Here is a 25,578-nt window from a genome sequence, read left to right as displayed (position 1 = left end):
TTGTAGTGCAATAAATTGCCATAAATGCTGCCAAATCAAGCATTGGAATACTGGATAAAATAAATTTTTGATTAAGGAGTTCAGATGCCGATTATTGAATCAGTGCAGGTAACATCAGTCGCAGTACCTCTCGATAAGGTCACCTCATTTTCCACTCGCACTGTATCTGAGCGACATTATTGTTTAGTAAAAGTCTGCGGCAAGGATGGCAATGAGGGAATGGGCTTTTGCTATGTTGGTAGTGCAGGCGGTGAAATTGCCAAAATTGCTGTTCAGCAACTGCTGGCACCAAAATTGATTGGTCAGAACAGCCATCGCTCCGAGGGCCTCTGGATGGAAATGTATAGCGAATCCATTTTGCAAGGGCGTACTGGTGCTGTAATGCGGGGGATTTCAATATTAGATACTGCTCTTTGGGATTTAAATGCCCGATCTGCTGGGCTACCTTTACACCAATACCTCGGATCGGTTGTTGATGATCGTGTGCCTGCTTATGCGAGTGGTGGCTACTACCTTGATGGAAAAACGCCGGCCAAGCTTGGTAAGGATGTGGAGTCGTATGTAAAGCAAGGCTTTAGGGCCGTCAAAATGAAAGTCGGACGTTTATCGCCTGCAGAAGAGGAAACACGTGTTAAGGCTGTACGCAAAGCCATTGGTGATGAAGTTCTATTGACGCTGGATGCCAACAATGCCTGGCGAGATCTGCCCACAGCGCTAGAGTATGTCCGCAGGTTTGAGGCCTATAACCCGTATTGGATAGAAGAGCCATTTTCTCCAGATGCGATTGACTTGCATGCTGCGCTAGCTCGACAAACTACCATCAATGTCGCCCGGAGAAATGGAGGCGGGTCGTTGGCGCTTTAGAGAGCTCATTGAATCTGGTGGTGCGATTATTTTGCAGTCCGATGCCGCTGTTTGTGGTGGTATTACCGAATGGCGTCGTATTTCTGCCTATGCTGATGTCAAAGGGATTGCAGCGTGCCCGCATTGGTTTCATGATTTGCATGCGCCACTAGTAGCGGCAACACCTAACGCACGCTTCGTAGAATTTTTCTTGGACGATCAGGTGCTCAATTTCCGCAGATTAATCAATAAGCAGTTGGCATTTAAAAATGGGGATCTCATTTTGCATAAAACCCCAGGTCTTGGATTTGAGTTTGATGAAGCGTCAATACAGAAATATGCTGGCAAATCTCCTTGGACTAAGATTTCCTGAGGATGAGTCTTGTAAGAGGCCTCTCTTAAAAAGAGTTCAGCCCACAATAGCGGGCTGAATTCCATGCATCTCAGAAAATCTCGTTAGGATGATCTGCGATTCAGTTTGAAATAGGTGAGAGCTTGTGTAATAAGCACCACTCCAAAACCAATAAAGCCAATGAGGTCAGCTTCTGTGGAAGGGTAGGCAAGCGCAACCCCGGATACAACCATCATGATGCGCTCAAAGGTTTTGGTCTTCTCAATAAACCAGCCTTGCAATCCGCCTGCCAAACAGATAATCCCAATCACAGCGGTAAATGAAATCCATGCAATCTGAGACCAATCTGCTTGTTCAAGCGCATTGCTGGAACCCATCAACAATAAGCTCACGCCTGACTTATTGAGAACGAACATGAATGGCACCAAAATTGCTGGGGCAACATATTTCCAGGTTTGCAATATTGTTCTGTAGGGATTTCCTTTGCAAATGGCTGCTGCTGCAAAAGGGGACAACGCAGTTGGAGGAGAAACCTCCGATAAAACGGCGTAATAAAAGATAAACATATGAGCAGCAAATGCCGGTACGCCCAAATTAATTAGGGTGGGTGCGGCGATGACTGCACAAATAATGTAAGACGCCGTTACTGGAACTGCAAGACCAACAATCCAAACAATGAGGGCGGTGAAGATGGCAGTTAGAAGCAAAGAGCCACCAGCATATTGAATCACAATCGAACTAAATTTCAATCCCAGTCCAGTTAGTGTGACTGTACCAACAAAGAGACCAGCTCCGGCGCAAGTTGCCGCAATGGCTAACACGCCAGTTGAGCCGGAAGCTAAAGCACTAGTTAGGTTGGATTTGTATAGTCCGGATAAGATGGGTTCTTTGCCCTTAAACCAGGCCCAGGGGATGATCGCGGTATCTTCTCGCAGCATGCTGGAGAATGATGAAACAACTGTCGCCCAGAACACTGACATGACTGGCGAGAAGCCGAACATCATGAATACCACAATCGAAATTAGTGAAAAGAAATGGAACCAGTATTTTTTAGTTAGTTGCCAGGCGGATTCAGCAGATTCAAAATGAATATTTTTCATGCCATATTTGCGCACGTCGATTTCCACCATGACAAATAAACCCAAATAAAACAGAATGGTGGGGATGGTTGCCATCAGCAATACATCCAAGTAAGAGATCTTGAGAAAGTCTGCAATCAAAAATGCAGCTGCTCCTAATACAGGCGGTGAAATAATGGCACCAAGACCACCTGCAGCTAGGAGGCCACCTGCAGCATTCTTTTCGTAGCCAACCTTATCGAGCATTGGTGCCGCAACAGAGCCTACAGTTACCGTAGTGGCAACGCCTGACCCAGAGGGGCCGCCCATTAGGAAAGACGATAGAACAATGGTTCTTCCAACACCAGAGGATTTTCCACCCATTGCTGCAAATGAAAAATCAATGAAAAATTTTCCGGCGCCTGTAAATTGTAAAAAGGCGCCAAAGATAGTAAACAGAATGATCAGTGTTGCAGAGACATCCACGGCTGTTCCATAAACACCCTCTAGCGTCATGTACATATAGCCTACCAGACGATCTAAGCCATAGCCTTTGTGGGTCCATGGGGCTGGCAAATAATTACCAAATAATGCGTACAGCAAAAATAATACCGTCACGGTTACCAACACCATACCATTGGTTCTGCGAACGCTCTCGAGTATCAGGATAATTAGCCCAATACCCACGATGACGTCTGTAGAGTTGGGTGCGGTATTTCTGTCCATGAAATCATCGCCGCCAGACAAAATGTAATATGCGATGGCAATGGATCCAAGGGCAAAGATCACATCCCATGGCATCAGGCGTTTCTTAAAGCGAGCCATGCTTGGAAAGCTCAAGAAGACCAGAAACAAGACTAAAGCGACGTGGATTACCCGCAGCTGTTGAGTTGGAACAATCGAGAAAGCAGCGTATAGGTGAAACAAAGACATGCCCACGGCAACCAAAGTAATGAACTTAGCTAATAAACCTTTGTAATCATTTGGGTCGCCCTCTTCCTGCTTGATAAAGGCATCTAATTTTTCTTGGGTCTCATGATCAATGGTGTTTTGGTTCATGTCTCAACCTATCTTTTTTATATTTATGCGTTTCTTAATGCAGAAGGGGTGAGATTAACTCACCCCTATTGGCCTATGTCAGCTTAATTGACCTTGATACCTTTTTCTTTAAAGTACTTTAATGCGCCAGGATGATAGGCGATTGGAGTTGCGCTTGCTTTTTGCGCATCTAACTTCACATTACGATATTCCGCGTGTGATCTTACTAAGTCCAATTGATTGTCAAATATTGCTTTGACAATTTTGTAGGCCTCATCATTTGACATGGAAGCGCTTACCACCAGTAAATTCGCTACAGCCGCCACATTGTTGTCCTTAGCCATGCCGCTATATGTTTGTTTAGTAATCACTGAGGGAAAGTATAGGTTGCCATATTTCTTATTCATGGCTGGCACTTCTGCAGCGGTATCGATCATGACGATCTTCATTCCGGGGCTATTGGCTAAGTCTGTCACTGCTGCTGTTGGCAAGCCGCCTACCCAGAAAAACGCGTCAATTTTTCGGTCTTTTACTGCATTAACGGATTCCGCCACACTTAAACGCTCACGCTTAATGTCTTTGTTTGGATCTATGTCTGCAGCCTCAAGAAGGCGGAATGCCATGACTTCAGTAGCGCTTCCAGGAGACCCAGTGCTTATTCGTTTGCTCTTAAGATCCGCCATGGTTTTGATACCTGTTGATTCAACAGTAGCAACATGCATCTGATTTGGATAAAGAATTAAAAGGGTTCGAATATCGATAGGTTTATCTTTAAATTTATCGGCACCGGATGTGGCGTCTTTGGCAGCATCAGCCATTGAAAAAGCAACATATGGTGTTCCTGTGCCAACCAATTTCAAGTTATCAACAGATCCCCCAGTAACCTCGGCGGTGGCTGACATGCCAGGGACTTTGCTCGATAGAACGGCGGCTAAACCACCGCCCATCGGGTAGTACACACCGCCAGTGCCGCCTGTAGCGATTGAAAGGTTTTGTGCACTTACGCTAGCGCATATAAAAGTGAAGGATAGTGCAATCCATTTGAATAGCTTCATAGTTGTCTCCTGTGAATACTGTTTAGATTGTTAATTAAAGACCCGGCATACTAAATTGAATTTGCTTTAATTCGCTTAACAATTGCGCTTGTTGATCAGCGCTTAATTGCGTTAGCGGGGGCCGAACACGTAACCACTCGGGATCGTTGCTGTAATGCGCTACGGCTGTTTTCATGCCAGCAATCATTTGGTATTTTGCAAATACGCCGCGAACTTTATCGAGCACAGCTTGACGTTCATCCGCATTGGATTCGCGCCAGTGTGCAGCAAGATCAGCAATTGCTTGTGGATTCACATTAGTAGTAGTAGCTGAAATACAGCCGACACCATCTGCTCGCAGAGTGCGTATCAAGAATACTTCGCTACCAGCGTAAACGCGGAAGCTGGAGGGGGCTAGAAGCTTAATGACAGATTCGGTATAAGCCCAATCGCCAGAACTATCTTTCATGCCCACAACCGTTTTTGGATATTCTTTTGTTAAGCGTTCGAGCAGCGATAGGCTGAGATTGATTTTGGTAACCGGCGGCATGTTGTAGATATAAATCTGCAACGCTGAACTCCCTACTTTTTGAATCACTTCGGAGAAGTAAGCAAACAAACCATCATCGGTTACATCTTTGTAGTAGAACGGTGGAAGCATGAGCACACCAGCGCATTGATGGTTCACTGCATGACGTGTCATATTGACCGTAGCGTCAATAGAGGTTGCGCCTGTACCTGGCATCATGTGGGCTGGATTTAGGCCGCCCTCAATCAATGTCGTGAGTGTGCTCATCTTCTGGGGGGCGGACATTGAGTTTGCCTCTGAATTGGTGCCAAAGACGGCCTGACCGACTCCATTCGACTCCAGCCATTTACATTGCTTCAGAAGTTTTTGAGCATCAGGATTGCCATCTGCCTTGAAGGGCGTCAACACAGGCGATACCACTGCTGGCAAAGTTGAGGGATGCAAAGCGATGGTCAAGCGATGGTCATACTGTCTCCAATTTAATAATGCACTTCTGAGGGAAGTGGTTGTTTTTTAAAGAATGCCTCTAAATTATCTATAGCTAAGTTTGTCATGGCTATCCGTGTTTCTAAGGTAGCACTTCCAATGTGGGGTGTCAGTAAGATATTATCAAGATCTAAAAATGCGGGGTTGAGATTAGGTTCGTTGTTAAAGACATCTAACGCAGCACCGGCTATTACTTTATGTTGCAGTGCACCTAAAAGTGCTCCTTCATCAATAACACTGCCGCGTGCAATATTGATTAAATACGCCGATTTTCCCAGGGCATCTAGCACCTTGGCATTGATTAAACGATCGGTTTGCAGACTCGCTGGGCAAGCTATGAACATGACATCGCACGCTTTGGCTAGATCCAGTATTTGTGGGTAATAGGTGTATGGCACTGGCTTTGGGCTCGGTCCTGTATAGGCAATCTCAACCTTAAATGGTTCCAAACGACTTGCTAAGTCCTGGCCAATGCGACCCATGCCGACAATGCCTATTCTTTTGCCTGCCAATGTGGTGGTGAGTGGGAATACGCCTTTAGACCAAGCGCCAGATTTAACATGTTCTTGCGATTCGGGAATGTGTCGTAATAGGCTCAGCATCATGCCGATGGCTAATTCACACACTGCGTCATTTAGAACGCCAGGGGTATTGCTTGCTTTGATTCCATGTTGTTTGAGATAGCTCAGGGGCAGGTTGTCATAACCAACACCACAAGTCGATACCATGCGAATACTGGGGATCTGTTTGACGAGCGCTTCAGGAAGGGCTGTATGGAGCGCACCAAAATTGCTTCAAAATTCCCAGATGGTGGTGGGGCGCTCGCATCTGGTTGACGAACCGGTGTTAGGCGACGATTAATTTCCGCCTGCATAATCTCAGGAAAAAACCGACCTGTAACACCGAATTGACGGGAATCATGTTTGTCTCAGATTTTTATTGGAATAATGGCCCCATTATATGGGGATTTTGAAAAAAGTCCTACCTTTTAGGAGAAAAATCATGTTGTTTACCCCAGCTCAAACCAAGGTGGTGGTTGGTGGCGGCACGATGGGCGCTGATGTTGCTGCCGTCTGCGCTCGTGGCGGTTGTGCGGTGCAGGTAGTGGAGCCCACCACAGAACGTCGTGCGCTATTGCCGGATTACTTTACGAACACCAATGACGGAATTGGGATACAACGCCGTATCCATTTACTCTCGATAGCGGGCTCTTTGGAGGAGGTGGATTGGGCGGACATCGATCTGGTCATTGAATGTGTACCAGAGCGCTTGGATATGAAACAAGAGTTATTTGCCAAACTAGAGCAATACGCAAAATCCGAAGCAGTTCTAGCTAGTAACAGCACTAGCTTTCCGATTAGTCAAATCGCCGGCGATTTAAAAACTGCTGCTCGGATGATTGGGTTACATTTTTTATGCCGGCACATTTAGTTCCCTGTGTTGAGGTGGTGTACGGTGAAAAGACATCCCGTATGGTTGCAGAGAGTTTGTCTCGTTTTATGACCTTGTGTGGCATGGGTTCCAGTCACTGTAAAAAAAGATTTGCCAGGGTCTTGGCAAATCGTTTGCAACATGCATTGTCTCGTGAAGCGTTTGCGATGGTTGACGCAGGAATTTGTACCCCAGAGGATATTGATAAGGCTGTACGGTTTGGTTTTGGATTTCGTTACATAGCCGCTGGCCCCGCAATGCAGCACGATCACGCTGGTCTTGAAGTTCATGCTGCTGGAGGGGCTACGATTTATCCCGCATTAAATAATTCACCAACGATTGCAAAGTGTCTCAGCAGTCGGGTTGAAAGCGGCAAGTTTGGCATGAAAACAGGCGAAGGGTTTTATTCTTGGACTTCGGAATCCATGAAAGCAGAGCGTGAGCGCTATCAAACTGCCTTACGTGAGGGCCTGAAAATCATTCAAAAGGATTTGCCTGAGATTAAGTGATATCGCGGATAAGAAATCGATATAAATTTGGCGCAAGCCTATACGTGATCAATACAATCAGTAAGGTTGCAGCTCATCCAAAAATAATGGATGGGACTAAACCCAAAAGACTGGCTGCAATACCTGACTCTAGAGCGCCTAATTCATTCGATGGCCCGATGAATATTCCATTAATAGCGCTTATTCTTCCACGCATGTTATCGGGTGTTGTTAATTGAACGATACTGCTTAGAATTACTACAGAGACGGAATTAAAGCACCCTGAAAGCAGAAGAAAGAAAGCACAAATCCACAATTGTGTTGAAAGTCCAAAACAGATTATTGAGAGACCAAAGCCTGCCACCGATAGAAGCAAATATTTCCCGGAGTTGTGCAATATAGGCTGTTTTGCAAGATAGACGCCCATGAGTACCGATCCTGCCGCTGGAGCAGCCCTCAAAATACCAAGTGTCTCGGGGCCGGCATGCAGAACGTCGCTCACAAATGCAGGGAGTATTGAGACGGCACCACCAAATAGCACGGCAAACATATCTAAAGCCATCGTGCTCAGAATTAGGTCATGTTTGCGAACGTAATCAAACCCCTGTTTAAAGCTTTTCAAAAGGTTTTCTGCGGGTTTGGATTTTTCTGATTTCGCCTGAATGAACGATACGCCGTACAGACTCATTAATCCGCAGAGCGCAGCCAATCCATAAGTAGCGGTTAAGCCTGTGAAACCAATCATCAACCCCCTAATCCGGGACCCGCTACTACACAGATTTGAAAGGAGACGTTTCCATAAGCCATGTATTTGCTTAGTTGGTCGCGCGGGATGATTTGTCCAAATAATGCTTGGTATGAGGGTCGAAGTAGTGCTCTCGCGATGCCGATGAATCCTATAGCGATGTAAATCAACGGCACTGGAGGTGATAGCCAGTTTTGGGCAATGGCGCAAAGAAAAAGTGCGACAAGAAAATGAATGATTGCTGCAATGGCAGAAATCAATTTACGTGAATGGTGATTGACCGCATGACCAGCATAAAGAGCTAGAGCGAAGTAGGGCACAAGTTCCTCGAGGCCAATCAAGCCAAGCGATATGACGCTATTGGTAATCTCGTAAATATGCCACCCAACCGCCACCATCGTAATTTGATAGCTTAAGGTCGCTCCGATGCGGTAGATTGGTAGGGTTCTAAATGCTTTTCCTGGATTCATATTTCAGTGAGTTTAAGGGGTAATGTGCTTTATCCTTAAAGTATGAAGAAAATTATTCGTGTTTGGGATTTGCCGATTCGTTTATTTCATTGGCTATTAGTTCTCTGTATTACAGGGAGCTTCATTAGCGTCAATATCGGCGGTAATGCGATTGAGTGGCATGCCTATTTTGGTTATTCGATATTGACCTTATTGATCTTCAGAATTCTTTGGGGATTTGTTGGCTCAAAACATGCGCGCTTTGCCGCATTCTTTCCGACTCGGTCGGCTATTTTAGGTTATCTCCAGGGAAGGTCGCCGCGCTACTTGGGACATAACCCGATTGGCGCTCTTTCAGTTTTTGCCTTGTTATTTGTTTTAAGTGTTCAGGTGATAACAGGTCTTTTTGTTGACAATGAAATTGCTTTTCAGGGACCATTAGCAAAATATGTTCCTAACGCAGTAGTTTCATTCTTGTCGGAGATACATGAAGGTAATCAGGTGTTGATCTATACCTTAGTTACCATTCATATCGCTGCCATTTGGTTTTATAAGAAATATAAGGGTGAAAACTTAATCAAGCCGATGTTGTTGGGCGATAAAGAAATTGACCCAAACGAGGAGGCTGACTATTCGCCTTCTGACTTGGGTCAGCCATCCAAAGATGGGGTTTTACAACGCGCTTTCGCGCTAATTCTCTTAAGCGTTATTGCTGTAGTGGTTGGTTATCTTATTTTTTCTTGAAATCGTCGTGACAGCCTTTGCAAGGCTGGCTAGCGGCTCCAAAAGATTTCTTGATGCTACCGAGATCGCCAGATTGAGCGGCTTTGTTCAAGTTAGCTACCGCTAGTTGCATCTTTTCGGATGCTGCTTTGAACTTTGCGGAATCGGACCAAACATCAGACTGTGCTTTGCCACCCTCGGTTCCCGGGCCAAAAGCCTGCCAAGGTAATGTTGAAAGGGTTGCTACAACAGCAGCATTTTTTGCGACCTCATCTTTGATGTACGGGGCTTCACCCTTCACCACAGCTCCGATTTTTCCAAAAGAGTTTGCCATCACGGTAAAAACACTTTGACGGTATTTAATTGCGTCTTCAGCTTTTTGAAATTGCGCAAACGCGACACCAGACCCAATGGTGAGAGCGCTAACGGTAGTAGCAAGAATCATTTTTTGGAACTTCATATAAACCTCGTTATTCATATTGATTAATTTATACAGCATGGTTTTCACTAAAGTGAAATCAGGATACTCCAGAACGAAGAATTTGGCATGACAATCGAATTAAAAGAGCCTCTGCAGAGGCATCGTAAATAGGTATACGACCCATTTAAAAAAGGCCATTAATGGCTCCATCCAGAGATTGCCAATAATTCCGGTAAATACGAGGGCAAGAACAATAAAAAAGCCCCAAGGTTCTAATCTCCCTAATGCGATTGACTGACGTGCTGGCAGTAAGCTAGAAAGAATGCGCCCGCCATCTAATGGCGGGAGGGGGAAAAGATTAAAGACGAGCAAACCCAAGTTCCAGGTAATGCCAGCTTGCGCCATGGAGATAAAGAACTTCTCATTTACTCCAAAACCCAATAGCAGGATTAAGAATATTGCCCAAATCAGCGCTTGGAAGAAATTGGAGCCAGGACCAGCTAAAGCAACCCAAATGGAATCGATTCTAGGATTGCGTAAGCGGCCAAAGTTGACAGGGACTGGTTTGGCGTAACCTACTAAAAACGGTGAGCCCGTCAAGAGAAGCGCCAAAGGAATCAAAATGGTGCCAACGGGATCTATATGTTTGGCTGGATTAAGACTTACTCGGCCCAGCATGTATGCGGTGTTATCCCCAAATTTATGGGCTGCATAACCATGGGCTGCCTCGTGGATGGCGATAGCAAAAATCAAGGGAATCGCATTAATGGCGACGGCTTGGATAGAATAGTCGGTAATCATGGCAATATGATATCCATAGGAGCTCAAAGTGACTGACAATAAGAAACCAAACCCCAAAACTCCAGCAAAGCCGGTTATCTCAAAACCACCAGCCCGTCCGCCAGCGCCAAAAGGCCCATCAGGACCTGCTGGCAGGCCTCAGGCAGGGTTTGGTGGCGGAAAAGGCATGATGCGTAAGGCTGGCCGCGGTCGATAGTGGATAATCATGGCCATTATTAATCTGAACGTGTTTAAAGAGGATTTAGCATGAACGAATGGCATAACGAATCTAAAGAGGAAATCAATAAGAAGATCATTACCTTGATCGTCATATTGGGTGCTGCAACAAGTTTGGCAATTTTGTTTGCATTGGTGGCTGCTCACACTGGTTACGTTTTTGGCTAATTTGTTTTAATGGCTCGCCATCGCCAACCTGCAATATTTGCTGGCCATGGCAGTCCGATGTATGCCATAGAGCCCAACTGTTTTACTGCGGCTTGTGGAGCCCTCTTGGAGAATCACTTCAGCGACCTGATGCTATTTTGGCGATTTCTGCGCATTGGGTGACTCGTGGGACTTGGGTTACTGCGATGACGAACCCCAAAACAATTCATGACTTTGGTGGCTTCCCTCAAGCTTTGTTTGATATTCAATACCCTGCGCCGGGAAGTCCCGCGCTAGCGGATCGTATTCAAGAGTTACTCGGTGTACCGGTTGTTCTTGAGGAGAATGAATGGGGTATTGATCATGGCGCATGGTCAATTCTGAAATACCTTTATCCCAATGCGGATGTGCCTGTTGTGCAATTAAGTCTCGACAGCCCAAAGACAGCGAGAGAACATTTCGAGCTTGCAAAACAATTAAGGCCCTTGCGTGATGAGAATATATTGATTCTCGCCAGTGGTAATGTGATGCACAATTTACGTCTTATTGACTGGCGAGATGATTCCACACCTTACCCGTGGGCGGTCGACTCCAATAATTACTTTGCTAACAATCTTTAATCTAATGCATACGATGCGCTGATTGATTATGGTAGTTACGGTGAAGCTGCCCATTTATCCATATCAACTGCTGAGCACTATTGGCCAGCTCTATACGCAATGGCGTTAAGACAAGAGGGCGAGGTTGCAAATGTTTTCGTAGATGGCATTGAGATGGGCTCAATTAGCATGCTAGGCTTTACTATTCAATAAAGGAGGCAAAGTTAATGTGGGGTTCCATTCTTGCAATTTTCTTTGGCCGAGCATGGTAAGAACAACAGATCCCTCCAAATGGAGTAGCGCCGTTCCAATAGCCCACCCTAACTCTCCACGCTGGACGAATGAGACGACTTCTGCGGAAAAACTTGAAAACGTGGTTAAGCCACCTAAAAATCCTGTAATGACAAACAATTTCCATTCCGGTGAGAGATTTGGATTGCCCCAAAAAAAGCCAGTGCGATACCGATGAGATAACCCGCCCACCATATTTGAAAGTAACGTGCCCAAAGGAATAATCGAAACTACGTTGGCAGACTGGCTATTGAAAAATGCGCGTAGAAGCGCTCCGAGTCCTCGGTATTTGGACTTTTCAGTCGTTACGCTAAATCAATGCTACTTAAGCTTAAATTTAGGTATAGTTCTAGAAAACTAAATTAATATGAATTTAGATTCGCAATCTAAGTCAATTTGGAGACAAAAATGAAGACAACACGCAGAGAATTTTTGGTTTATGGTTCAAATTTACATTAGTAAATACAATCCCCTCCTTTGCCCTTGCTCAAAATAAACCGCTGTTTGAATCTATTAATATGTTTATTCCTGCTGCTCCAGGAGGTGGCTGGGACACCACGGGTAGGGCAATTGAAGTAGTTGCTAAAGACGCCGGTCTAGTCGGGTCATTTCAATTTGAAAATGTTGGTGGCGCTGGTGGAATGGTGGGGCTCCCCCGTTTTGTTAATCAACGTAAAGGGCAAGCTAATGCATTGATGGTTGGCGGTTTTGTAATGGTTGGTGCAGCAATCACCAATAAAAGTCCAGTAACTATGTCTGATGTTACTCCCATTGCTTGTTTGACTGAGGAGGCCGGAATCATTGTGGCTCCTACTGACGGCAAGATCAAAACTTGGAAAGAATTTGAAGAGGCTATTAAAGCAAACCCAAAATCAGTCTCGGTAGCAGGTGGCAGCGCAGGCGGTATAGATCATCAACTTTTGGGTTTAATCATTAAAGCGCTTGGTAAGAATCCGCTGGATGCGGCATATGTTGTTTTTGCAGGCGGGGGCCCCGCAAATGCCGCAATTTTAGGCGGACAAGTGGTTTCTGGAATCTCAGGGTATTCTGAGTTTGCGGAGCAAATCAAGGCGGGGAAAATGAAGGCCCTAGCGGTTTCGAGTAGTAAAAGAATTCCGGGCGTAGATGTGCCCACCCTAAAGGAGCTCGGAGTCAATGTCACTGCAGCAAATTGGCGCGGTATTTTTGGGCGCCTGGCATTAATGCCGCCCAAAAGACAGCCTTGATTGATCTCGCAACAAAAATTTATGCCACTAAGGGTTGGGCAGAGACGCTTGAAAAGAGAAAATGGATTGATGCTTTTGCATCGGGAACTGCATTTGATGCGCAGCTTAAGAAGTACATTTCTGAAACCGAAACCGTCCTCAAAGAGTTAGGTTTGGCATGAGTACACGTCTGGTGGCCAGTTTTCTACTGGTGTTTTGTGGCGTGGCAATTTGGCAAGTTCTTAGCATTCCTGAGTCTACGATGTACTCCGAGGTAGGGCCAGTATTAGCCCCGTCAATTTTGGTTGCACTCCTTTCCTTATTAGGCGTTTTTTATTTGTTGAGCGCTATTACGAATAAAGCGCCTGACTGTGTACATGAGGAAGAGGGGCGGCCACTTCCAGGCGGTTCAATGCGCGTGATATATCTTTTGGTGGTGGATTTGTTTTTATCTTTCTCGCAAAAGTAATTGGTTTTTTAATGCCCGCGACATTGTGTGGTTTGGGTGTATCAATGGCTTTTGATGCAAAGCTCAATATCAAAACTATGTTGATGGTGCTGGGTATCGCAGGTGCTTTTTGGACTTTATTCTCAGTGCTCCTTGGTGTGGATTTGGGGCGATTAATCAGTTTTAGTTTTGAAGCAAAGACAGTTATGAGCTCATTTGACTCCCTCATGCAGGGGTTTGCTGTTGCTTTGGAACCTATGACCTTAATGTTATGGGTTCTTAGGTTGCTTGGTTGGTACCTTAGTGGGCGTATTGCCGGGCATTGGACCGGCGCTGACGATTGCATTATTGCTTCCATTAACATTTAAGGTTCCTGCAACCGCTATTTTGTTTTATTTGCCGGAATTTATTACGGCGCAATGTATGGTGGCTCAACGACTTCTATTCTTTTAAATACACCGGGTGAATCAGCAACGATTGTGACTTCGCTTGAAGGAAATAAGATGGCACGTCGCGGTAGGGCAGGGTCTGCGCTAGCAACGGCTGCAATTGGACGTTTTGTAGCCGGAACAATTGGCACGATCGCTTTGACGTTTTTCGCTCCCTGGGTAGTTGATGCAGCACTCGCTTTCGGGCCTGCAGAGTATTTCAGTCTCATGATTCTGCTTTGGTTACAGTATCTGCCGTTTTAGGAAGTTCTGCTCTGCGAGGTCTCATCAGATTAGTAGCAAGGTTTATTATTTGGACTCATCGCCATTGATTTGCAAACTGGACAGCCCCGTTTTACATTTGGCCAACCTGAATTTTTGGATGGTATTGAGGTAACAATTGTTGCGGTGGGGCTTTTTGCAATTGGTGAGGCCTTATATCTAGCTTGCAAGGCAAGGAAAATAAGAAATCAGAGATGCTTGCAGTATCGGACAGCCTGTGGCTGTCTAAAGAAGATTTTTCCAGACCCTGGAAAGCATGATTCGGGGAGGTTTATTAGGCTTTCCGATTGGTGCAATGCCTGCTGGCGGCGCAGAGTTACCCACATTGCTCTCGTACTTTACGGGAAAGAAATTATCCAAAAAGCCAGAAGAGTTTGGTAAGGGTGCCATAGAGAGAGTCGCAGGTCCTGAGGCGGCTAACAATGCTTCCGCGGTAGGAGTGCCTATGCCTTTGCTGGCTTTGGGTATTCCCACATCGGCAACAGCAGCGATTATCCTATCCGCCTTTGAATCCTATGGTATTCAGGTTGGTCCTACACTGTTTGCACAGCAAAGCGGTTTGGACTTTGATTGCTAGTTTATATATCGGCAATATCATTTTGTTGGTTCTTAATTTGCCGCTAGTTGGACTTTGGGTAAAGTTATTAAAGATACCTCCTCAATGGCTCTATGCTGGCATCGTTGTGATCTCAGTAGCTGGGGTTTACGGATCCCCTAATTCTGTATTCGATGTTGGACTTTTATTTTTCTTCGGATTTCTTTGGCATGCGACGTTTTGATTTTCCCGCTGCGCCGATGATTATCGGGTTAATCTTGGGTCCAATGGCAGAGCAGTCTATGCGACAAGCCCTAACGATCAGTCAGGGAAATTGGTCCACATTTTTTACGCGACCAATATCGGGCACATTGATGGTGATTGCAATTGCTTTGCTGGTTATCCCAAATGTTTTACGCCTAGTGAGATCTCGCAAAGCAGCTGTTTAGATTAAGCCTGCGCCTCTGATTAGCGCTCCGAGCGCTATCAGGTAGAGCGGGTGTATCTTGGAAAATTACGTAACGACTGCGACAAAAATTGTTAATACAATTGCAGTCCAATGATCATTAAAACCAACAGTAAGCTTCCAGGATGAGGTAAGCACTAAGCCAATAGCTAGAGCCGCAGCTGCGTATTGAATAATTTTTTTCTTCTCGTGGTCTTGAATTTTCGTGATGTAGCGCTCAAGAAATAAAACCCTCACTGAGGGAGGCCAGCATATTGCGATGGAGGCTAGAATGGCTCCTGCTAACCCATAAACATGCCAGCCGACTAGAGTGACTGTCATGAAATTGGGTCCTGGTGCAGCTTGCGCAATAGCAAAATAATCTGCGAAAGTGGCTGAATCAATCCAGTGTTCTTGATTTACGGCGAGATCAAGAAGGGATGGCAGAACTGCAATAATTCCGCCAAACGCGACGATGAAAATAGTGAAAGCTTGATGAATAGGCTAAGTAATAGCGTCATAACTTGCGCGCTTTTCTTCTAGCAAAATAGTAGGCAAAGGGGGCAACTAAGAGCGCTACCAAACCTAGTGCTAAGTCAAAATAAATGCCGGCAATTAACGTGATGCCGATTACAAAAAACATTGGCGGGTAACGAAACTCATCTCGAAGCATTTTGAATCCGGTACTAGCAATCAGGCCAACACCTACTGCAGCAATTCCTTTGAGGGCTCCTTGGATATAGTCAAGGTATCCGTAGTGGTCATACAAAATTGCCAATAAAATAACAATAAAAATCGGGCCAGTGGTTAAGCCTGCTACAGCAGCAATAGCACCTTTTGCATCACAAAAGCGCGACCCAACACAAACCCCGATATTAATCACATTGGGCCCAGGCATTATTTGACACACACCAAGGATGGCGCTGAATTCCTCGGATGTAAGTAGTTTATCTTTCTCGACTAAACCTCTGCGAGCCCAAGGTAGAACTCCGCCAAATCCAGAGAGACCTATCTTGCTAAAGCAAATAAAGAGTTGAAGTGGGGTGAGTTTTTTCAAAAAATGATTATGTCGGTTTGAATGGATGGGAGACTGGCTGATTGTCTAACCATGCAGATAGGGTTTTAGTAATGCCCTCTGAAAAGATTTTAAATATAGGCTCAGCAATGAAACCAAGGTGTGGTGTTGCTAAAAGGTTTGGCATTTTCCGAAGAGCATCTTGTGTTGGCAATGGTTCTATATCGAATACATCAATCGCGGCTTGATTTGGGCAACCCAAGGCAAGAGCTGCTTGTAAATCTTGCATATTGATTAAAGCGGATCTAGATGTATTGACAAGGATTGAGTCGGGACGCATCCGTGACATTTGATCTGCACTAATTAATCCTTTGGTTCCTGGTCCTGCAACGAGATGCATTGAGATGATTTTAGAAGTTGACAGGAGTTCATCAAGGCTCACTGCCTTTACATTTTCAGCAGCTGCGCGTTCGGGCGTCATGCGTGGGCTCCAAGCAACAACTTCCATGCCAAAGGCCAATCCAACACGTGCGACGCGACTACCAATCGCTCCAAGACCCATAATACCGAGGCGTTCGCCAGAAAGCATTGGCAATACAGAGAGCTGATCCCGCCATCCACCTTCTGCCATTAAAGCATTTTGCTCTACCAAGCGCTTTGCAGATGCCAATATCAGAGTCAGCGTCAGTTCCGCGGTCGTTTCTTTTGAAGGTCCCCCTGGCGTACATGCAATGGGAATATTTCGCTTTATTAGTGCGCCAGCGTCCGGCGTGCCATTACGCCCCCAGTAAACATTAAAAATTTGAGTTTTGGAAGACGAGCAATCATGGCCTCATTGAATGGAGATCGATCTCGTATTATTGCTATAGCATCTGCATCTTTTGCTGCCTCGTACAGGGCTTCATCGCGTAACGGCTCATGATGAATTGTGATATTTGATTTTTTATCCAACACATCCCAATTGGAAAATCGTCTTAAGGCGCGTTCATAGTCTCCGAGAGTAACAATGTTTTGTAAAGAGGACATTACTGAAAACCTTTCAATATTAGTCAGGAGTAGACAACGCAATAATTTGCTTCAGATCGTTTGCTTGTCCCAGTTTCCATAAGGCGGAAAGTAGTTGGCGTGTTTTTTCTTTACCGATGATTGGCTCAGTTAGGCTTGCGAACTTATGTTCAAGATTTTCATCGCGCATTGGATTCTCTAGGGAGCCAATGGCATTTTTAACAAATACATGAACTTCTTTGCCGTTCTTAAGAGAAACTCGTACATCGACCGAGGCTTCGCTGATTGAAGTATCTGTTGTGGCATTCACCTTGGCTCGTAATGCCACAACATCGGGACGATTGACGATCTCATCTGTGTATTCGCTTTCGCCAGCTTGACCAAACATTCCTACTTTTAAAGAGCTTGGTTATAACGGCTTTGAGGGTCAGCAATGGTATGGCATTGTTGGGCCCGCCAATCTACCAGAGCCAATCGTCAATAAATTAAATGTTGAATTGAATAAAGCGCTAGCTACCCCAGAATTTTCTGAGAAGATGACCAGCGAAGCAATGACATTAATGCCAATGACTCCGCAGCAATTCGGTAATTACATTAAGGAGGATATTGCTCGCTGGGCAAAAATTGCTAAAGATAGAAATATTGAAATGACTAATTCAGAACAACATCATTAATAAAAAACTTATCTGTGAACGGAGCTTGAATGTCTAATGCAATAGCAGCGGCGGCTGATCTAAATGCCCCACCGGTTACCAAATTGTTGGCCGATTTTGTCGCCACTCATCCAAGCCAAGGATGGACTCCCGAGGTAGAGCATGAAGCACATCGCACGTTTCTCAATTGGCTTGGTGTGCTATTGGCGCAGCCAATCATGAAAGTGTTGAGTCTTCGCTTGCCGCTATTCGGGAATTTCAACCAGCGACCCAAGCCACCATTTTAGGAAGAAAAGACAAGGTTGATATGGGTGGAGCGGCTCTGATCAATGGTATTAGCTCCCACACTTTTGACTTCGACGATACCCATTTAAAAACCGTTATTCATCCAGCAGGCCCCGTTGCATCTGCAATTCTGGCACTAGGCGAGCATATCCATGCAAATGGTCGTCAACTGATTGACTCTTTAGTGTTAGGTATTGATGTAGCCTGCCATGTTGGTAATGCGATGTACCCCGATCACTATCACCGAGGATGGCACATTACCGGTTCAACTGGCATGCTGTGGTCTGCAGCTGCTTGCTCGCGCTTGATGAGCTAGACCCCCGGAAGACGCTGATGGCGTTAGGTATTGCTGCATCACAACCAGTAGGTATGCGCGAACAATTTGGCATCATGACCAAGCCGTTTCACCCTGGTGGCGCTGCTCGAGCCGGTCAACTCTCAGCCTTGCTGGCAAAACATGGTTTTACTGCGAGCTCGAAAGCACTCGAAGCTGGGCGTGGTTACATGCAAACCGTGTCTACCAAAAACGACTGGTCTGAAATTGATCGAAATCTAGGGCAGTCTTTTGAAATTTCACTAAACACCTACAAGCCATTTGCCTGCGGAATTGTCATTCACCCTGCTATCGACGCTTGCGCACAATTGCGCGCTCAAGGTGTTAAGGCTGAAGACGTTGAACGTATCGAGCTGCGAGTCCACCCAACATAGGCAACCAGTAATGTGTAACCATCAGGCGCGGCTTTTGCTACCGCTTGCGAAGCAATTGAGCCACCGCCAATATTTTCAACAATAATGGATTGACCTAGTGACTTCGACATCCTTTCGGCTAAGGTCCGGGCTATATTATCCAGACCCCCCCTGCAGCAACAGGGGCTATTAATTTAATTGGTTTAGCTGGGTATGAGCAGGATGTTTGGGCAGTGGCGCTGTTGTAAATACAGAGACCAATTACCACTTTTAGCAAACCACATAAAAAACTCCGCGACCATTTAACAGTATAAGTAGACATATCTCATTTCCTATTATTAATCTGCATTTTTGACCGCAGAATGATTTTACTCGTTTATAAAAAGTTGTTTTGTCTATAAAAATTCAATAAATAGCGATGAAATACCTCTGGTTGTTCTATATTAGAAATGTGACCTGCATTCGGGATTTCATGCAACTGAGCATTGGTCATTTTTTCTTTCATTGCTCGTGACATCTGTGGCGGAGTACCATGATCGCACTCTCCAACCAAGATTAATGTAGGACAAACAATTTCAGAGGGGCGATTTAATGTATCGATCTGTGAAATAGCCTCGCAGCAACCACAAAAGCCATTTAAAGGGGTGTTAGCAATACCTTCCGAAATTTCTTGAAGATTGTTGGATTCTCTTTGCGAAAATCATCGCTAAACCACTGTGCAAGAGTGCTATCAATCATGGATAACATTCCTCCAGCCTTTGCTTGAGCAATTCTTTCCCCCCACATTTGCTGAGCATTTTCAGGGCGTTTGTTGGTAGTATCCGCTAGAACAAGGGAGGCGAATAGATGGGGGTGTTTCAAAATTAAAGTCTGCCCGATCATTCCGCTCATGGAGAGCCCCAACCAATGTGTGCGCTCTATTTTCAACTCCTGAAAAAGATCATATGCGTCCTGGGCGAGATCATTTAAGGTGTAGTGGTCTGGTGGTGCTGAACTTTGACCATGTCCGCGCGTATCAAACCGTAAGACCTTAAATTGTTTTGTCAGTAGTGGAAGTTGTGGCTTCCACATGCCCATATTGCTGGCAAGAGAATGCGATAGCGTGAGCCAGGGACCATCCCTTCAATCGTAAAAGCAATTTGATTGCCGTGCCTAGTGACGATTTTATGCACGCTACCCATCATTACTCAGATTTAATGCCTGACAATTTTGCTAATCGCGAGAACTCGATGACTCCGGTGGCTATCAATTTGTCAAATTGATCGGGTGTGCTTGAAACTGCGGTTGTACCTAATTCATCAAAACGTTCCTTAACCGAGGGTAGTTCAAGAATGTGCTTGACCTCAGAAGCAATTTTTTTGAAGGATGGATTTTGGTGTTTTGGCGGGCGCAACCAAGCCATACCAGAATTCTCATTTATAGCCAGGAATACCTAATTCTGATACGGTTGGTAGGTTGGGTAAATCTTTAAACCGTTTGGTACTGGTGATCGCAATCGCTCGAACCTTTCCGGACTTCACCAAATTGATGGCGCTGGCATAGGGGCTGATAAAAAAATCAACTCTTCCAGACATTGCTTCGGTGATTCCATCGGGAATTCTCTTTGTGGGAATGTGCAATAACTCGGCACCGGTCTTGGCTTGTATTAGCTCTGCTGCAAAGTGAGAGCCGCTTCCAACACCCGCTGAACTGTAAGTCACTTTGCCTGGATTTTTGACGGCATATTCGACCAACTCTTTTACGTTGTTGATTTTTAAGTTAGGAGATATCAGGACTAGCGCAGGTCCAGTAGCTGTTAAGGTAATTCCTGAAAAGTCTTTTAATGGATCAAATGCTAACGAGGGATAAATGGCCGGTGAAATTGCAAAATCTGAAGAAATGGAGAGAAGGGTGTAGCCATCCGAAGGTGCGTTAGCAACAAGCTAAGCAGCGATATTGCTCCCAGCACCAAGTTTATTTTCTACTACGACTGGCTGCTTCCAGTTTTCACTCATATGCTGGCCAATTATTCTTGCTGCGATATCTGGAACTTCGCCAGGAGAGAATCCCACAACAATTTTAATGAGTTGCGTGGGATAGCTTTGAGCACTCAATGTGGTTGCGATGAGGCAGAGTAGCGCAGCAATTCCATGCTTGAGAAGGTTTTTTTGGGCTGGCATGTTTCAAATAGGAATCATGGTTGATGATCCTTAATCATATTTGAAACTGCAATCTAATGCTTGGGATCTAAGCTCCATTCAATATCTTGTGCGCACAAGATATTCGGCAGGCAAGCGTATTTAGCTTAGCCAGGGCGCTTTTGCGAGGACTGGTTTTAAGCCAGTCTGGCGAATGTTATCTGCAACCGCAGGGGATGCCAGAATCTCAATGAGATGTCGCGCACGCTCCTCATTCTTTGTATCGCTTCCATTGCCTGCTGAAAAGAAAAATGATCTCTGGGCCTCCGGGGGAAGATCTTCGATGATCTTGATACCTTTAATTGGCAACAGCTCGCTCATTTGCTGGAATCCAGGGTCGGCTTCATTGCGCATCAGGATGGTTCCAACCCTTTCGCTAAAAATTTTCTGCGCTTTTACAGACATCTCTTCAGAAATACCCAATTTAGGAAAGAGCTCGGTAGAAAGATAGGTTCCACTGGCACTGGCTGAATACGCAATTCTTCCATGGGTAAGCAACGATTCTTTAAATGAATCCAGGGAGTCGAGATCTGAGACCGGATCACCCTCTCGAACTGCTGCTGCAATCTGGGATGAAACTAGGTCTACCCGAGTGCCATTTTTGATTTTGCCGGCCTGAATAAAAGTATCTAGTGCGGAGCCTGCCAAGACAAACACATCGAATGTTTGCCCTTGACTCAACCGCGTGGGAATGGAGTCATGAGCAGCCCCAATGGACGATCCAAACGATAGGTTTAGGCGTTTTTGCAGGCGCAAATAATGCATATCACTGTGTGCATTCATATTTGGAATGCCTTGTTCTTTAAGGGTTGGCACGTCCCGTATAGGGGATCCGCACCAGCCATCGTCGATACCATTGGGGGCACTACCTAAGTAATGTTCCCAAGTTTATTCAGTGCCTACCCTCAAGTTACTGGCGGGAAACTAAAGGCTCTTGGGATTGCAGGCGATAAACGATCAACCGTATTACCAAACGTGCAACATATGTGTACCGGTATTTATCTGAAATAGTTCTGCTGCTAGATGTGGCGCAGTGCCTTTTCCTGCGGATGCATAGCTGATACTGTCGGGTTTTGCTTTTAGTAGCGCTACCAATTCTTTAGCGTTGTTCACGGGCAAACTGTTTGTAGCCACTAACAGCGTTGGAGAATTTGCAACCAATACCAATTGGCCCAAAATCTGCGATGGGGTCATATTTCAACTTTTGCAGCGCAGGATTAATTCCATGAGTTGCTATGTAACCAAAAAGGATGGTGTAGCCATCAGGGGCTGCTCTTGCTACAAACTCAGTAGCGATTGCGCCATTGGCGACGGGCTTATTGTCGACAATGACAGGCTGCCCCATTTTTTGACTTGGTCCTTGGGCAAGGATTCTGGCCATAGCGTCATTTGCGCCGCCTGGTGCCGTTGGCACGACGATCGTAATTGTTTTGCTAGGGTAGTTTTGAGCAAGCGTTGTAGTGACTAAAAATGCTGGCACACAAAGTACGCAAAGCAATGCAGTTTTGAGTTTGGATCTCATGAATTGTCTCCAGAAAGTTTAATTTTGATACTTGCTGCGATTTTTGCGCTTTTATTTCATTTTGTATAATGCAATATTATTAAGTATTAATGCAATTAACAAATAAATACTATGGCTATTAACTTTGATTTGCATGATCTGCAAGCCTTTTTGGCTGTTGCTGAAATTAAGAGCTTCAGGAAAGCTGCAGAATCGGTCAATATTTCACAACCCGCATTCAGCCGTCGAATCGAAAAGCTCGAGTCTGCGTTGGGGGTAAGGCTCATTGATCGCGATACCCGAAATATGGAGCTCACCTCTATTGGAATGGGTTTTGCAAAAAAGGCGAAGGTGCTTTTAGAGGGGCTTGATGAGGCGCTCTTAGGAATTGAGGGGGTTGGTGGGGTGCGGATGGGCGAAATCACCATCGCGTGCGTTCCATCGTAAAGATCATGTTCTGAGTAAGAAGAAAAAGGTCACTTGGCAGGAGGTCAGTAAATATGACTTCATGTCGGTCTCAAAATCCTCGGGCAATCGAATGTTGATTGACCTTGCTTTAGCTGGAAAGTCACAGGCGCCCAATATCATTTATGAGGCACAGCATGTCACTACGCTTCTGGGTTTGGTTGAGGCCGGAATGGGAATTGCTGTGGTGCCATCTTTAGCCATGCCTAGTAAAGAGCATCCGGTCCTTGCAAGCATAACGTTAGTAGATCCAGTTGTTTCGCGGCGAATTGGATTAATTAGTAAGAAAGGTCGTAGTCTCGCACCCGCTGCTGAGAAGTTATATGAATTATTGCTGGACTTAAAAAACTATTAGTTTTTTTGGGAGATGAAGACGCTTTTGCTTTTCGTCGGATGGTACGTTCAGTTGGCGTAATACTGAAATCGGGCTCTAGAGCCTCGCGCCCATCAAAAACAAAACAACTTCCACTGTAGTGGGCTGACCCGACCTCTTCAAAGTACTTGAGGATGCCGCCTTCTAATTGGTAACTGTGCTCCATCCCAATTTCTCGCATGTATAACCCTGATTTTTCACAGCGAATGCCACCAGTGCAAAAGCTCACCAAAGTTTTGTCGATCAACTTTTCTTTGTGGGCTGAGATGGCGGCTGGAAACTCGGTGAATTTTTCAATATTAAAGTGCAGTGCATTTTCAAAAGTCCCGTATTCAACCTCAAATGCATTGCGGGTACCACCATCATTACGGGTCGCCCAAGATCATCTGTGCCACGATCAAGCCATTCTTGTAATTTTTTTGGAGAAATAAAATTTGCACGACCCTTTTCCGGTTGAATCGCCGGGTGATTCATGCGAATAATTTCATTTTTAATTTTGATCAGCATCTTATGAAAAGGCTGCTCCTCAGACCAACTCTCTTTTGCTTCTAAGGGGGCAAAGCGGGGGTCACTGCGTAGTCAGTCTAAAAAGCCGCGCAATGCACAGCAAGAAACATATTGATGCCTTCACCAGCGAGCAAGATAGTATTTTAATATCGCGCTCATGACACTCATGCAACATTTTTGCGCGCAATTCCGGTAACCCATCAAGGGTCACAAATAAATAAGCGGCAATATTTAAAATCGACTTCATTGGTTTCTATGGCTCCCTCAGTATTATCGAGCAAATCGGCCTTAGCGGTGGTAACCTTGAGGTCTTATCTAAAGGAGACAATCCATGCTGGATTTACTAAAAAAGGTCAAAAGAGCCCTGATATTTGCGTTGTGTGTTTTGGGGGCGAGCAATGTATCCTTTGCTCAATCTGCAGGGGGTGGTGCATGGCCGACACAAAAACCCATCCGGTTTATTGCGGTTTTTCCTCCTGGTGGATCCGTTGATCAGGTTGCCCGAATTTTGACGCCTGCGTTGCAAAACGAGTTAAAGCAAAACGTGATCGTTGAGAATATTGGCGGTGCGTCTGGGGTGATTGGTACTTCAGCAATGACCCGCTCCGATCCGGATGGTTACACCTTCGCCGTAGTTTTTGATACGCATGGCGTTAATCCAAGTCTAAAAGACAAGCTTCCTTACGACACCATAAAAGACATTGCGCCTGTGATCTTAGTGGGCACTTCGCCGATGGTATTAGTAGCTAGCAAGAATTCTGGTATTACCAGTTTTAAGCAGTTGGTAGAGCAATCTAAAGCCGGTAAGAAATTTAGCTACGGCTCAATTGGTATTGGTAGTCTGGGACACTTGGCTATGGCTCGACTTGCCAAACAGGCAGGATTTGACTGGAACCACATCCCTTATCGAGGCGGCGGCCCATTGATGCAAGATGCTCTGGGTGGTCAGGTAGAGTTAGCGGTCGGGTCAGAGTTTTTAGTAAAGCCACATATTGACAACAAGGGTGTAATTCCGTTGGTAATCACGACTGCAAAACGATCTCCTTCATTACCAGATGTGCCTACGATTTCAGAGGGCGGATTCCCTGGATTTAGTGCTCCTGCGTGGTGGGCGGTGTTAGCGCCAGGAAAAACGCCACAGCCAATCATCGATTCCATGAATAAGGCTTTGAATAAAGCGCTGAAAACCCCAGCTATTGCCGAGAAATTGAAATCACAAGGCATTGAAATTGTTGGGGGTACGCCTGAGTCTGCACGTGAATTTATTGGTAAGCAAATTGGTATCTGGGGTAAGTTCGTAATTGAAAATAATATTAAAGAAGCTGCCCAATAGAAAGCGCTTATGTCTGAATGTCTAATTCCGTATCAGCCGATGGATTTGGCTGAACCAGCAGATTTGGTGGCTGCGATTCGTCAGCGTCGTGGCGGTCAATTTATTAACCTCGATCGCATGCTGTTACACAGCATTCCCATCGCCGAGGGATGGAATCATTTCATCGGAGAGATTCGCAATAATCTCTCCTTGGATCCCAAACTGCGAGAGTTGGCAATGTGTGTAGTAGCTGTGCTCAACGGTGCTGAATACGAGTTTTTTCACCATGCACCCCTTTTTAAGAAGGCTGGGGGCACTGAAGAACAAGTGCAAGCATTGCGATTGATTGGGCAAAGCCAATTTCCGCGAGACCTGTTTTCTCAGGTGGAGAATGATGCGGCCGATTTGTCGTATCAAATGACCCGCAATATCAAAGTGGATCCAGCACTCATGAAGCGATTACAAGCAACTTTAGGTAATACCGATACTGTTGAGTTAGTCACTGTAGTTGCTGCCTACAACATGGTGTCTCGCTTTTTGATTGCCTTGGACGTCAATCCCGAAGATCATCCGCCAGCTTAAGATGCCTGCAGATATGAACTCT

At 45.4% G+C, this 25,578-nt stretch carries 30 protein-coding genes and 12 pseudogenes; 19 read left to right on the top strand and 23 right to left on the bottom strand.

From position 1 onward, the window contains the following. Positions 1 to 84 precede the first annotated feature (84 nt). A pseudogene (locus BQ1619_RS06300) lies at positions 85 to 1,216 on the top strand (mandelate racemase/muconate lactonizing enzyme family protein). A gap of 83 nt (positions 1,217 to 1,299) precedes the next feature. Here the strand turns inward: BQ1619_RS06300 and BQ1619_RS06295 are convergent. The 4 genes from BQ1619_RS06295 to BQ1619_RS06280 all read right to left on the bottom strand — a co-directional run bounded on the left by BQ1619_RS06295 (position 1,300) and on the right by BQ1619_RS06280 (position 6,068). Further along, positions 1,300 to 3,312, bottom strand: a complete 2,013-nt coding sequence (locus BQ1619_RS06295) for a TRAP transporter permease (RefSeq protein ID WP_114662899.1) — start codon at positions 3,310 to 3,312, stop codon at positions 1,300 to 1,302. Between the two features lie 83 nt (positions 3,313 to 3,395). Further along, positions 3,396 to 4,346 (bottom strand): TAXI family TRAP transporter solute-binding subunit, encoded by a 951-nt coding sequence (locus BQ1619_RS06290; RefSeq protein ID WP_114662897.1) that lies wholly within the window; start codon positions 4,344 to 4,346, stop codon positions 3,396 to 3,398. Between the two features lie 34 nt (positions 4,347 to 4,380). Beyond that, positions 4,381 to 5,310 (bottom strand): dihydrodipicolinate synthase family protein, encoded by a 930-nt coding sequence (locus BQ1619_RS06285; protein WP_114662895.1) that lies wholly within the window; start codon positions 5,308 to 5,310, stop codon positions 4,381 to 4,383. Positions 5,311 to 5,333: 23 nt separating this feature from the next. Then, positions 5,334 to 6,068: a 2-hydroxyacid dehydrogenase gene (locus BQ1619_RS06280; RefSeq protein ID WP_197711945.1), complete on the bottom strand. Its 735-nt coding sequence runs from the start codon at positions 6,066 to 6,068 to the stop codon at positions 5,334 to 5,336. A 274-nt stretch (positions 6,069 to 6,342) separates the two neighbouring features. On the opposite strand from BQ1619_RS06280, the pseudogene BQ1619_RS06275 reads away from it, so the two are divergent. After that, a pseudogene (locus tag BQ1619_RS06275) lies at positions 6,343 to 7,280 on the top strand (3-hydroxyacyl-CoA dehydrogenase family protein). A gap of 73 nt (positions 7,281 to 7,353) precedes the next feature. Here the strand turns inward: BQ1619_RS06275 and BQ1619_RS06270 are convergent. Next, a pseudogene (locus BQ1619_RS06270) lies at positions 7,354 to 8,402 on the bottom strand (MFS transporter). Between the two features lie 114 nt (positions 8,403 to 8,516). Between BQ1619_RS06270 and BQ1619_RS06265 the strand changes: the two are divergent. After that, the gene (locus tag BQ1619_RS06265) at positions 8,517 to 9,197 is read left to right on the top strand and encodes a cytochrome b/b6 domain-containing protein (RefSeq protein WP_114662893.1); all 681 of its coding nucleotides are present in this window, start codon (positions 8,517 to 8,519) and stop codon (positions 9,195 to 9,197) included. Here BQ1619_RS06265 and BQ1619_RS06260 read toward each other — a convergent pair. Beyond that, positions 9,184 to 9,675, bottom strand: a complete 492-nt coding sequence (locus BQ1619_RS06260; RefSeq protein WP_231968563.1) for a c-type cytochrome — start codon at positions 9,673 to 9,675, stop codon at positions 9,184 to 9,186. The genes BQ1619_RS06265 and BQ1619_RS06260 overlap by 14 nt on opposite strands. 60 nt (positions 9,676 to 9,735) lie before the next feature. Beyond that, the gene (locus tag BQ1619_RS06255; protein WP_114663549.1) at positions 9,736 to 10,398 is read right to left on the bottom strand and encodes a site-2 protease family protein; all 663 of its coding nucleotides are present in this window, start codon (positions 10,396 to 10,398) and stop codon (positions 9,736 to 9,738) included. A gap of 28 nt (positions 10,399 to 10,426) precedes the next feature. Between BQ1619_RS06255 and BQ1619_RS08720 the strand changes: the two genes are divergently transcribed. The 3 genes from BQ1619_RS08720 (at position 10,427) to ygiD (ending at position 11,381) form a co-directional block, all read left to right on the top strand. After that, on the top strand, positions 10,427 to 10,594 hold the full coding sequence (locus BQ1619_RS08720; protein ID WP_162784614.1) for a hypothetical protein: 168 nt from the start codon (positions 10,427 to 10,429) through the stop codon (positions 10,592 to 10,594). Between the two features lie 50 nt (positions 10,595 to 10,644). Then, complete coding sequence (locus BQ1619_RS08795) at positions 10,645 to 10,782, top strand: hypothetical protein (RefSeq protein WP_174222098.1); 138 nt, start codon at positions 10,645 to 10,647, stop codon at positions 10,780 to 10,782. A 92-nt stretch (positions 10,783 to 10,874) separates the two neighbouring features. Then, on the top strand, positions 10,875 to 11,381 hold the full coding sequence (gene ygiD, locus BQ1619_RS09985) for a 4,5-DOPA-extradiol-dioxygenase (protein ID WP_331851899.1): 507 nt from the start codon (positions 10,875 to 10,877) through the stop codon (positions 11,379 to 11,381). Positions 11,382 to 11,552: 171 nt separating this feature from the next. Here the strand turns inward: ygiD and BQ1619_RS06245 are convergent. Next, positions 11,553 to 11,918: pseudogene (locus BQ1619_RS06245) on the bottom strand (fluoride efflux transporter CrcB); the annotation flags it as partial. A 251-nt stretch (positions 11,919 to 12,169) separates the two neighbouring features. On the opposite strand from BQ1619_RS06245, the gene BQ1619_RS06240 reads away from it, so the two are divergent. The 7 genes and pseudogenes from BQ1619_RS06240 (at position 12,170) to BQ1619_RS10690 (ending at position 14,998) form a co-directional block, all read left to right on the top strand. After that, complete coding sequence (locus BQ1619_RS06240; RefSeq protein ID WP_231968562.1) at positions 12,170 to 12,877, top strand: tripartite tricarboxylate transporter substrate binding protein; 708 nt, start codon at positions 12,170 to 12,172, stop codon at positions 12,875 to 12,877. Further along, positions 12,874 to 13,038 carry a hypothetical protein gene (locus tag BQ1619_RS09980; RefSeq protein ID WP_231968561.1) on the top strand — a complete coding sequence of 55 codons (165 nt, stop codon included), beginning with the start codon at positions 12,874 to 12,876 and terminating at the stop codon, positions 13,036 to 13,038. The genes BQ1619_RS06240 and BQ1619_RS09980 overlap by 4 nt, the downstream gene beginning before the upstream one ends. After that, positions 13,035 to 13,325, top strand: coding sequence for a hypothetical protein (locus tag BQ1619_RS06235; protein WP_114662891.1), 291 nt, complete (start codon positions 13,035 to 13,037; stop codon positions 13,323 to 13,325). Before BQ1619_RS09980 ends, BQ1619_RS06235 begins: the two co-directional genes overlap by 4 nt. Before the next feature lie 11 nt (positions 13,326 to 13,336). Then, complete coding sequence (locus BQ1619_RS10705; protein WP_231968662.1) at positions 13,337 to 13,672, top strand: hypothetical protein; 336 nt, start codon at positions 13,337 to 13,339, stop codon at positions 13,670 to 13,672. Continuing rightward, a pseudogene (locus tag BQ1619_RS10700) lies at positions 13,608 to 14,395 on the top strand (tripartite tricarboxylate transporter permease). The gene BQ1619_RS10705 and the pseudogene BQ1619_RS10700 overlap by 65 nt, the downstream one beginning before the upstream one ends. Further along, a pseudogene (locus BQ1619_RS10695) lies at positions 14,310 to 14,793 on the top strand (tripartite tricarboxylate transporter permease). Before BQ1619_RS10700 ends, BQ1619_RS10695 begins: the two co-directional pseudogenes overlap by 86 nt. Then, a complete protein-coding gene (locus tag BQ1619_RS10690; RefSeq protein WP_231968661.1) occupies positions 14,744 to 14,998 on the top strand; it encodes a hypothetical protein in 255 nt (84 codons plus the stop codon). The pseudogene BQ1619_RS10695 and the gene BQ1619_RS10690 overlap by 50 nt, the downstream one beginning before the upstream one ends. A 65-nt stretch (positions 14,999 to 15,063) precedes the next feature. On the opposite strand, the gene BQ1619_RS06225 is transcribed toward BQ1619_RS10690, so the two are convergent. The 5 genes from BQ1619_RS06225 to BQ1619_RS06210 all read right to left on the bottom strand — a co-directional run bounded on the left by BQ1619_RS06225 (position 15,064) and on the right by BQ1619_RS06210 (position 17,402). Then, complete coding sequence (locus BQ1619_RS06225) at positions 15,064 to 15,441, bottom strand: chromate transporter (protein ID WP_231968643.1); 378 nt, start codon at positions 15,439 to 15,441, stop codon at positions 15,064 to 15,066. A gap of 70 nt (positions 15,442 to 15,511) precedes the next feature. Then, positions 15,512 to 16,051, bottom strand: a complete 540-nt coding sequence (locus tag BQ1619_RS06220; protein WP_114662889.1) for a chromate transporter — start codon at positions 16,049 to 16,051, stop codon at positions 15,512 to 15,514. A gap of 7 nt (positions 16,052 to 16,058) precedes the next feature. Next, positions 16,059 to 16,679 (bottom strand): NAD(P)-dependent oxidoreductase, encoded by a 621-nt coding sequence (locus BQ1619_RS09950; RefSeq protein WP_231968560.1) that lies wholly within the window; start codon positions 16,677 to 16,679, stop codon positions 16,059 to 16,061. A gap of 80 nt (positions 16,680 to 16,759) precedes the next feature. After that, positions 16,760 to 17,035, bottom strand: coding sequence for a Rossmann-fold NAD(P)-binding domain-containing protein (locus tag BQ1619_RS09945; RefSeq protein ID WP_231968559.1), 276 nt, complete (start codon positions 17,033 to 17,035; stop codon positions 16,760 to 16,762). A gap of 19 nt (positions 17,036 to 17,054) precedes the next feature. Then, the gene (locus BQ1619_RS06210; RefSeq protein WP_231968558.1) at positions 17,055 to 17,402 is read right to left on the bottom strand and encodes an MmgE/PrpD family protein; all 348 of its coding nucleotides are present in this window, start codon (positions 17,400 to 17,402) and stop codon (positions 17,055 to 17,057) included. Between BQ1619_RS06210 and BQ1619_RS06205 the strand changes: the two genes are divergently transcribed. Then, positions 17,401 to 17,688, top strand: a complete 288-nt coding sequence (locus tag BQ1619_RS06205; protein WP_114662887.1) for a Bug family tripartite tricarboxylate transporter substrate binding protein — start codon at positions 17,401 to 17,403, stop codon at positions 17,686 to 17,688. The two genes, BQ1619_RS06210 and BQ1619_RS06205, sit on opposite strands and share 2 nt — an antisense overlap. A 29-nt stretch (positions 17,689 to 17,717) precedes the next feature. Further along, positions 17,718 to 18,651, top strand: a pseudogene (locus BQ1619_RS06200) (MmgE/PrpD family protein); the annotation flags it as partial. Here the strand turns inward: BQ1619_RS06200 and BQ1619_RS09940 are convergent. The 7 genes and pseudogenes from BQ1619_RS09940 to BQ1619_RS06165 all read right to left on the bottom strand — a co-directional run bounded on the left by BQ1619_RS09940 (position 18,603) and on the right by BQ1619_RS06165 (position 21,599). Further along, complete coding sequence (locus BQ1619_RS09940; RefSeq protein ID WP_231968557.1) at positions 18,603 to 18,770, bottom strand: tripartite tricarboxylate transporter substrate-binding protein; 168 nt, start codon at positions 18,768 to 18,770, stop codon at positions 18,603 to 18,605. The pseudogene BQ1619_RS06200 and the gene BQ1619_RS09940 sit on opposite strands and share 49 nt — an antisense overlap. Before the next feature lie 245 nt (positions 18,771 to 19,015). After that, on the bottom strand, positions 19,016 to 19,240 hold the full coding sequence (locus BQ1619_RS10685; RefSeq protein ID WP_415066268.1) for an alpha/beta fold hydrolase: 225 nt from the start codon (positions 19,238 to 19,240) through the stop codon (positions 19,016 to 19,018). A 35-nt stretch (positions 19,241 to 19,275) separates the two neighbouring features. Next, positions 19,276 to 19,737, bottom strand: a pseudogene (locus BQ1619_RS06185) (alpha/beta fold hydrolase); the annotation flags it as partial. Positions 19,738 to 19,822: 85 nt separating this feature from the next. Then, positions 19,823 to 20,041 carry a hypothetical protein gene (locus BQ1619_RS06180; RefSeq protein WP_114662883.1) on the bottom strand — a complete coding sequence of 73 codons (219 nt, stop codon included), beginning with the start codon at positions 20,039 to 20,041 and terminating at the stop codon, positions 19,823 to 19,825. Between the two features lie 10 nt (positions 20,042 to 20,051). Beyond that, positions 20,052 to 20,546 (bottom strand): annotated as a pseudogene (locus BQ1619_RS06175) (tripartite tricarboxylate transporter substrate-binding protein); the annotation flags it as partial. A gap of 15 nt (positions 20,547 to 20,561) precedes the next feature. Continuing rightward, positions 20,562 to 20,798 carry a tripartite tricarboxylate transporter substrate-binding protein gene (locus BQ1619_RS10490; protein WP_114662880.1) on the bottom strand — a complete coding sequence of 79 codons (237 nt, stop codon included), beginning with the start codon at positions 20,796 to 20,798 and terminating at the stop codon, positions 20,562 to 20,564. 120 nt (positions 20,799 to 20,918) lie between these two features. Continuing rightward, complete coding sequence (locus tag BQ1619_RS06165) at positions 20,919 to 21,599, bottom strand: substrate-binding domain-containing protein (protein ID WP_114662878.1); 681 nt, start codon at positions 21,597 to 21,599, stop codon at positions 20,919 to 20,921. Positions 21,600 to 21,629: 30 nt separating this feature from the next. Here BQ1619_RS06165 and BQ1619_RS06160 point away from each other — a divergent pair. Continuing rightward, positions 21,630 to 21,794 (top strand): annotated as a pseudogene (locus BQ1619_RS06160) (tripartite tricarboxylate transporter substrate-binding protein); the annotation flags it as partial. Here the strand turns inward: BQ1619_RS06160 and BQ1619_RS10325 are convergent. Together BQ1619_RS10325 and BQ1619_RS10320 are read right to left on the bottom strand one after the other, a co-directional pair. Next, positions 21,783 to 22,010 carry a tripartite tricarboxylate transporter substrate-binding protein gene (locus BQ1619_RS10325; protein ID WP_269460082.1) on the bottom strand — a complete coding sequence of 76 codons (228 nt, stop codon included), beginning with the start codon at positions 22,008 to 22,010 and terminating at the stop codon, positions 21,783 to 21,785. The pseudogene BQ1619_RS06160 and the gene BQ1619_RS10325 sit on opposite strands and share 12 nt — an antisense overlap. Next, positions 21,916 to 22,338, bottom strand: coding sequence for a Bug family tripartite tricarboxylate transporter substrate binding protein (locus BQ1619_RS10320; RefSeq protein ID WP_269460081.1), 423 nt, complete (start codon positions 22,336 to 22,338; stop codon positions 21,916 to 21,918). Before BQ1619_RS10320 ends, BQ1619_RS10325 begins: the two co-directional genes overlap by 95 nt. Before the next feature lie 111 nt (positions 22,339 to 22,449). Here BQ1619_RS10320 and BQ1619_RS06150 point away from each other — a divergent pair. Then, positions 22,450 to 23,137, top strand: a pseudogene (locus tag BQ1619_RS06150) (LysR family transcriptional regulator). On the opposite strand, the pseudogene BQ1619_RS06145 reads toward BQ1619_RS06150, so the two are convergent. Beyond that, positions 23,061 to 23,909 (bottom strand): annotated as a pseudogene (locus tag BQ1619_RS06145) (sulfurtransferase). The pseudogenes BQ1619_RS06150 and BQ1619_RS06145 overlap by 77 nt on opposite strands. Positions 23,910 to 23,993: 84 nt before the next feature. Between BQ1619_RS06145 and BQ1619_RS06140 the strand changes: the two are divergent. Both BQ1619_RS06140 and BQ1619_RS06135 read left to right on the top strand, forming a co-directional pair. Then, on the top strand, positions 23,994 to 24,995 hold the full coding sequence (locus BQ1619_RS06140; RefSeq protein ID WP_114662876.1) for a tripartite tricarboxylate transporter substrate binding protein: 1,002 nt from the start codon (positions 23,994 to 23,996) through the stop codon (positions 24,993 to 24,995). Between the two features lie 9 nt (positions 24,996 to 25,004). Beyond that, the gene (locus BQ1619_RS06135; RefSeq protein ID WP_114662874.1) at positions 25,005 to 25,556 is read left to right on the top strand and encodes a carboxymuconolactone decarboxylase family protein; all 552 of its coding nucleotides are present in this window, start codon (positions 25,005 to 25,007) and stop codon (positions 25,554 to 25,556) included. Positions 25,557 to 25,578: the final 22 nt, after the last annotated feature.

The organism is Polynucleobacter necessarius (assembly GCF_900095195.1).
GTDB lineage: Bacteria > Pseudomonadota > Gammaproteobacteria > Burkholderiales > Burkholderiaceae > Polynucleobacter > Polynucleobacter necessarius_G.
Note: the sequence above shows the minus strand (reverse complement) of the source record. Positions and strands in the feature narration are given on the sequence as shown.

Coding starts and splice junctions, on each gene's coding strand:
- BQ1619_RS06295 (WP_114662899.1), bottom strand. CDS start 3,312: ATGAACCAAAACACCATTGATCATGAGACCCAAGAAAAATTAGATGCC.
- BQ1619_RS06290 (WP_114662897.1), bottom strand. CDS start 4,346: ATGAAGCTATTCAAATGGATTGCACTATCCTTCACTTTTATATGCGCT.
- BQ1619_RS06280 (WP_197711945.1), bottom strand. CDS start 6,068: ATGGTATCGACTTGTGGTGTTGGTTATGACAACCTGCCCCTGAGCTAT.
- BQ1619_RS06265 (WP_114662893.1), top strand. CDS start 8,517: ATGAAGAAAATTATTCGTGTTTGGGATTTGCCGATTCGTTTATTTCAT.
- BQ1619_RS06260 (WP_231968563.1), bottom strand. CDS start 9,675: ATGCTGTATAAATTAATCAATATGAATAACGAGGTTTATATGAAGTTC.
- BQ1619_RS06255 (WP_114663549.1), bottom strand. CDS start 10,398: ATGATTACCGACTATTCTATCCAAGCCGTCGCCATTAATGCGATTCCC.
- BQ1619_RS08795 (WP_174222098.1), top strand. CDS start 10,645: ATGAACGAATGGCATAACGAATCTAAAGAGGAAATCAATAAGAAGATC.
- BQ1619_RS06240 (WP_231968562.1), top strand. CDS start 12,170: ATGTTTATTCCTGCTGCTCCAGGAGGTGGCTGGGACACCACGGGTAGG.
- BQ1619_RS06235 (WP_114662891.1), top strand. CDS start 13,035: ATGAGTACACGTCTGGTGGCCAGTTTTCTACTGGTGTTTTGTGGCGTG.
- BQ1619_RS10705 (WP_231968662.1), top strand. CDS start 13,337: ATGCCCGCGACATTGTGTGGTTTGGGTGTATCAATGGCTTTTGATGCA.
- BQ1619_RS10690 (WP_231968661.1), top strand. CDS start 14,744: ATGTTGGACTTTTATTTTTCTTCGGATTTCTTTGGCATGCGACGTTTT.
- BQ1619_RS09945 (WP_231968559.1), bottom strand. CDS start 17,035: ATGTCCTCTTTACAAAACATTGTTACTCTCGGAGACTATGAACGCGCC.
- BQ1619_RS06210 (WP_231968558.1), bottom strand. CDS start 17,402: ATGTTTGGTCAAGCTGGCGAAAGCGAATACACAGATGAGATCGTCAAT.
- BQ1619_RS09940 (WP_231968557.1), bottom strand. CDS start 18,770: ATGTCGAAGTCACTAGGTCAATCCATTATTGTTGAAAATATTGGCGGT.
- BQ1619_RS06180 (WP_114662883.1), bottom strand. CDS start 20,041: ATGGCTTGGTTGCGCCCGCCAAAACACCAAAATCCATCCTTCAAAAAA.
- BQ1619_RS10490 (WP_114662880.1), bottom strand. CDS start 20,798: ATGCCAGCCCAAAAAAACCTTCTCAAGCATGGAATTGCTGCGCTACTC.
- BQ1619_RS06165 (WP_114662878.1), bottom strand. CDS start 21,599: ATGAATGCACACAGTGATATGCATTATTTGCGCCTGCAAAAACGCCTA.
- BQ1619_RS10325 (WP_269460082.1), bottom strand. CDS start 22,010: ATGACCCCATCGCAGATTTTGGGCCAATTGGTATTGGTTGCAAATTCT.
- BQ1619_RS10320 (WP_269460081.1), bottom strand. CDS start 22,338: ATGAGATCCAAACTCAAAACTGCATTGCTTTGCGTACTTTGTGTGCCA.
- BQ1619_RS06140 (WP_114662876.1), top strand. CDS start 23,994: ATGCTGGATTTACTAAAAAAGGTCAAAAGAGCCCTGATATTTGCGTTG.
- BQ1619_RS06135 (WP_114662874.1), top strand. CDS start 25,005: ATGTCTGAATGTCTAATTCCGTATCAGCCGATGGATTTGGCTGAACCA.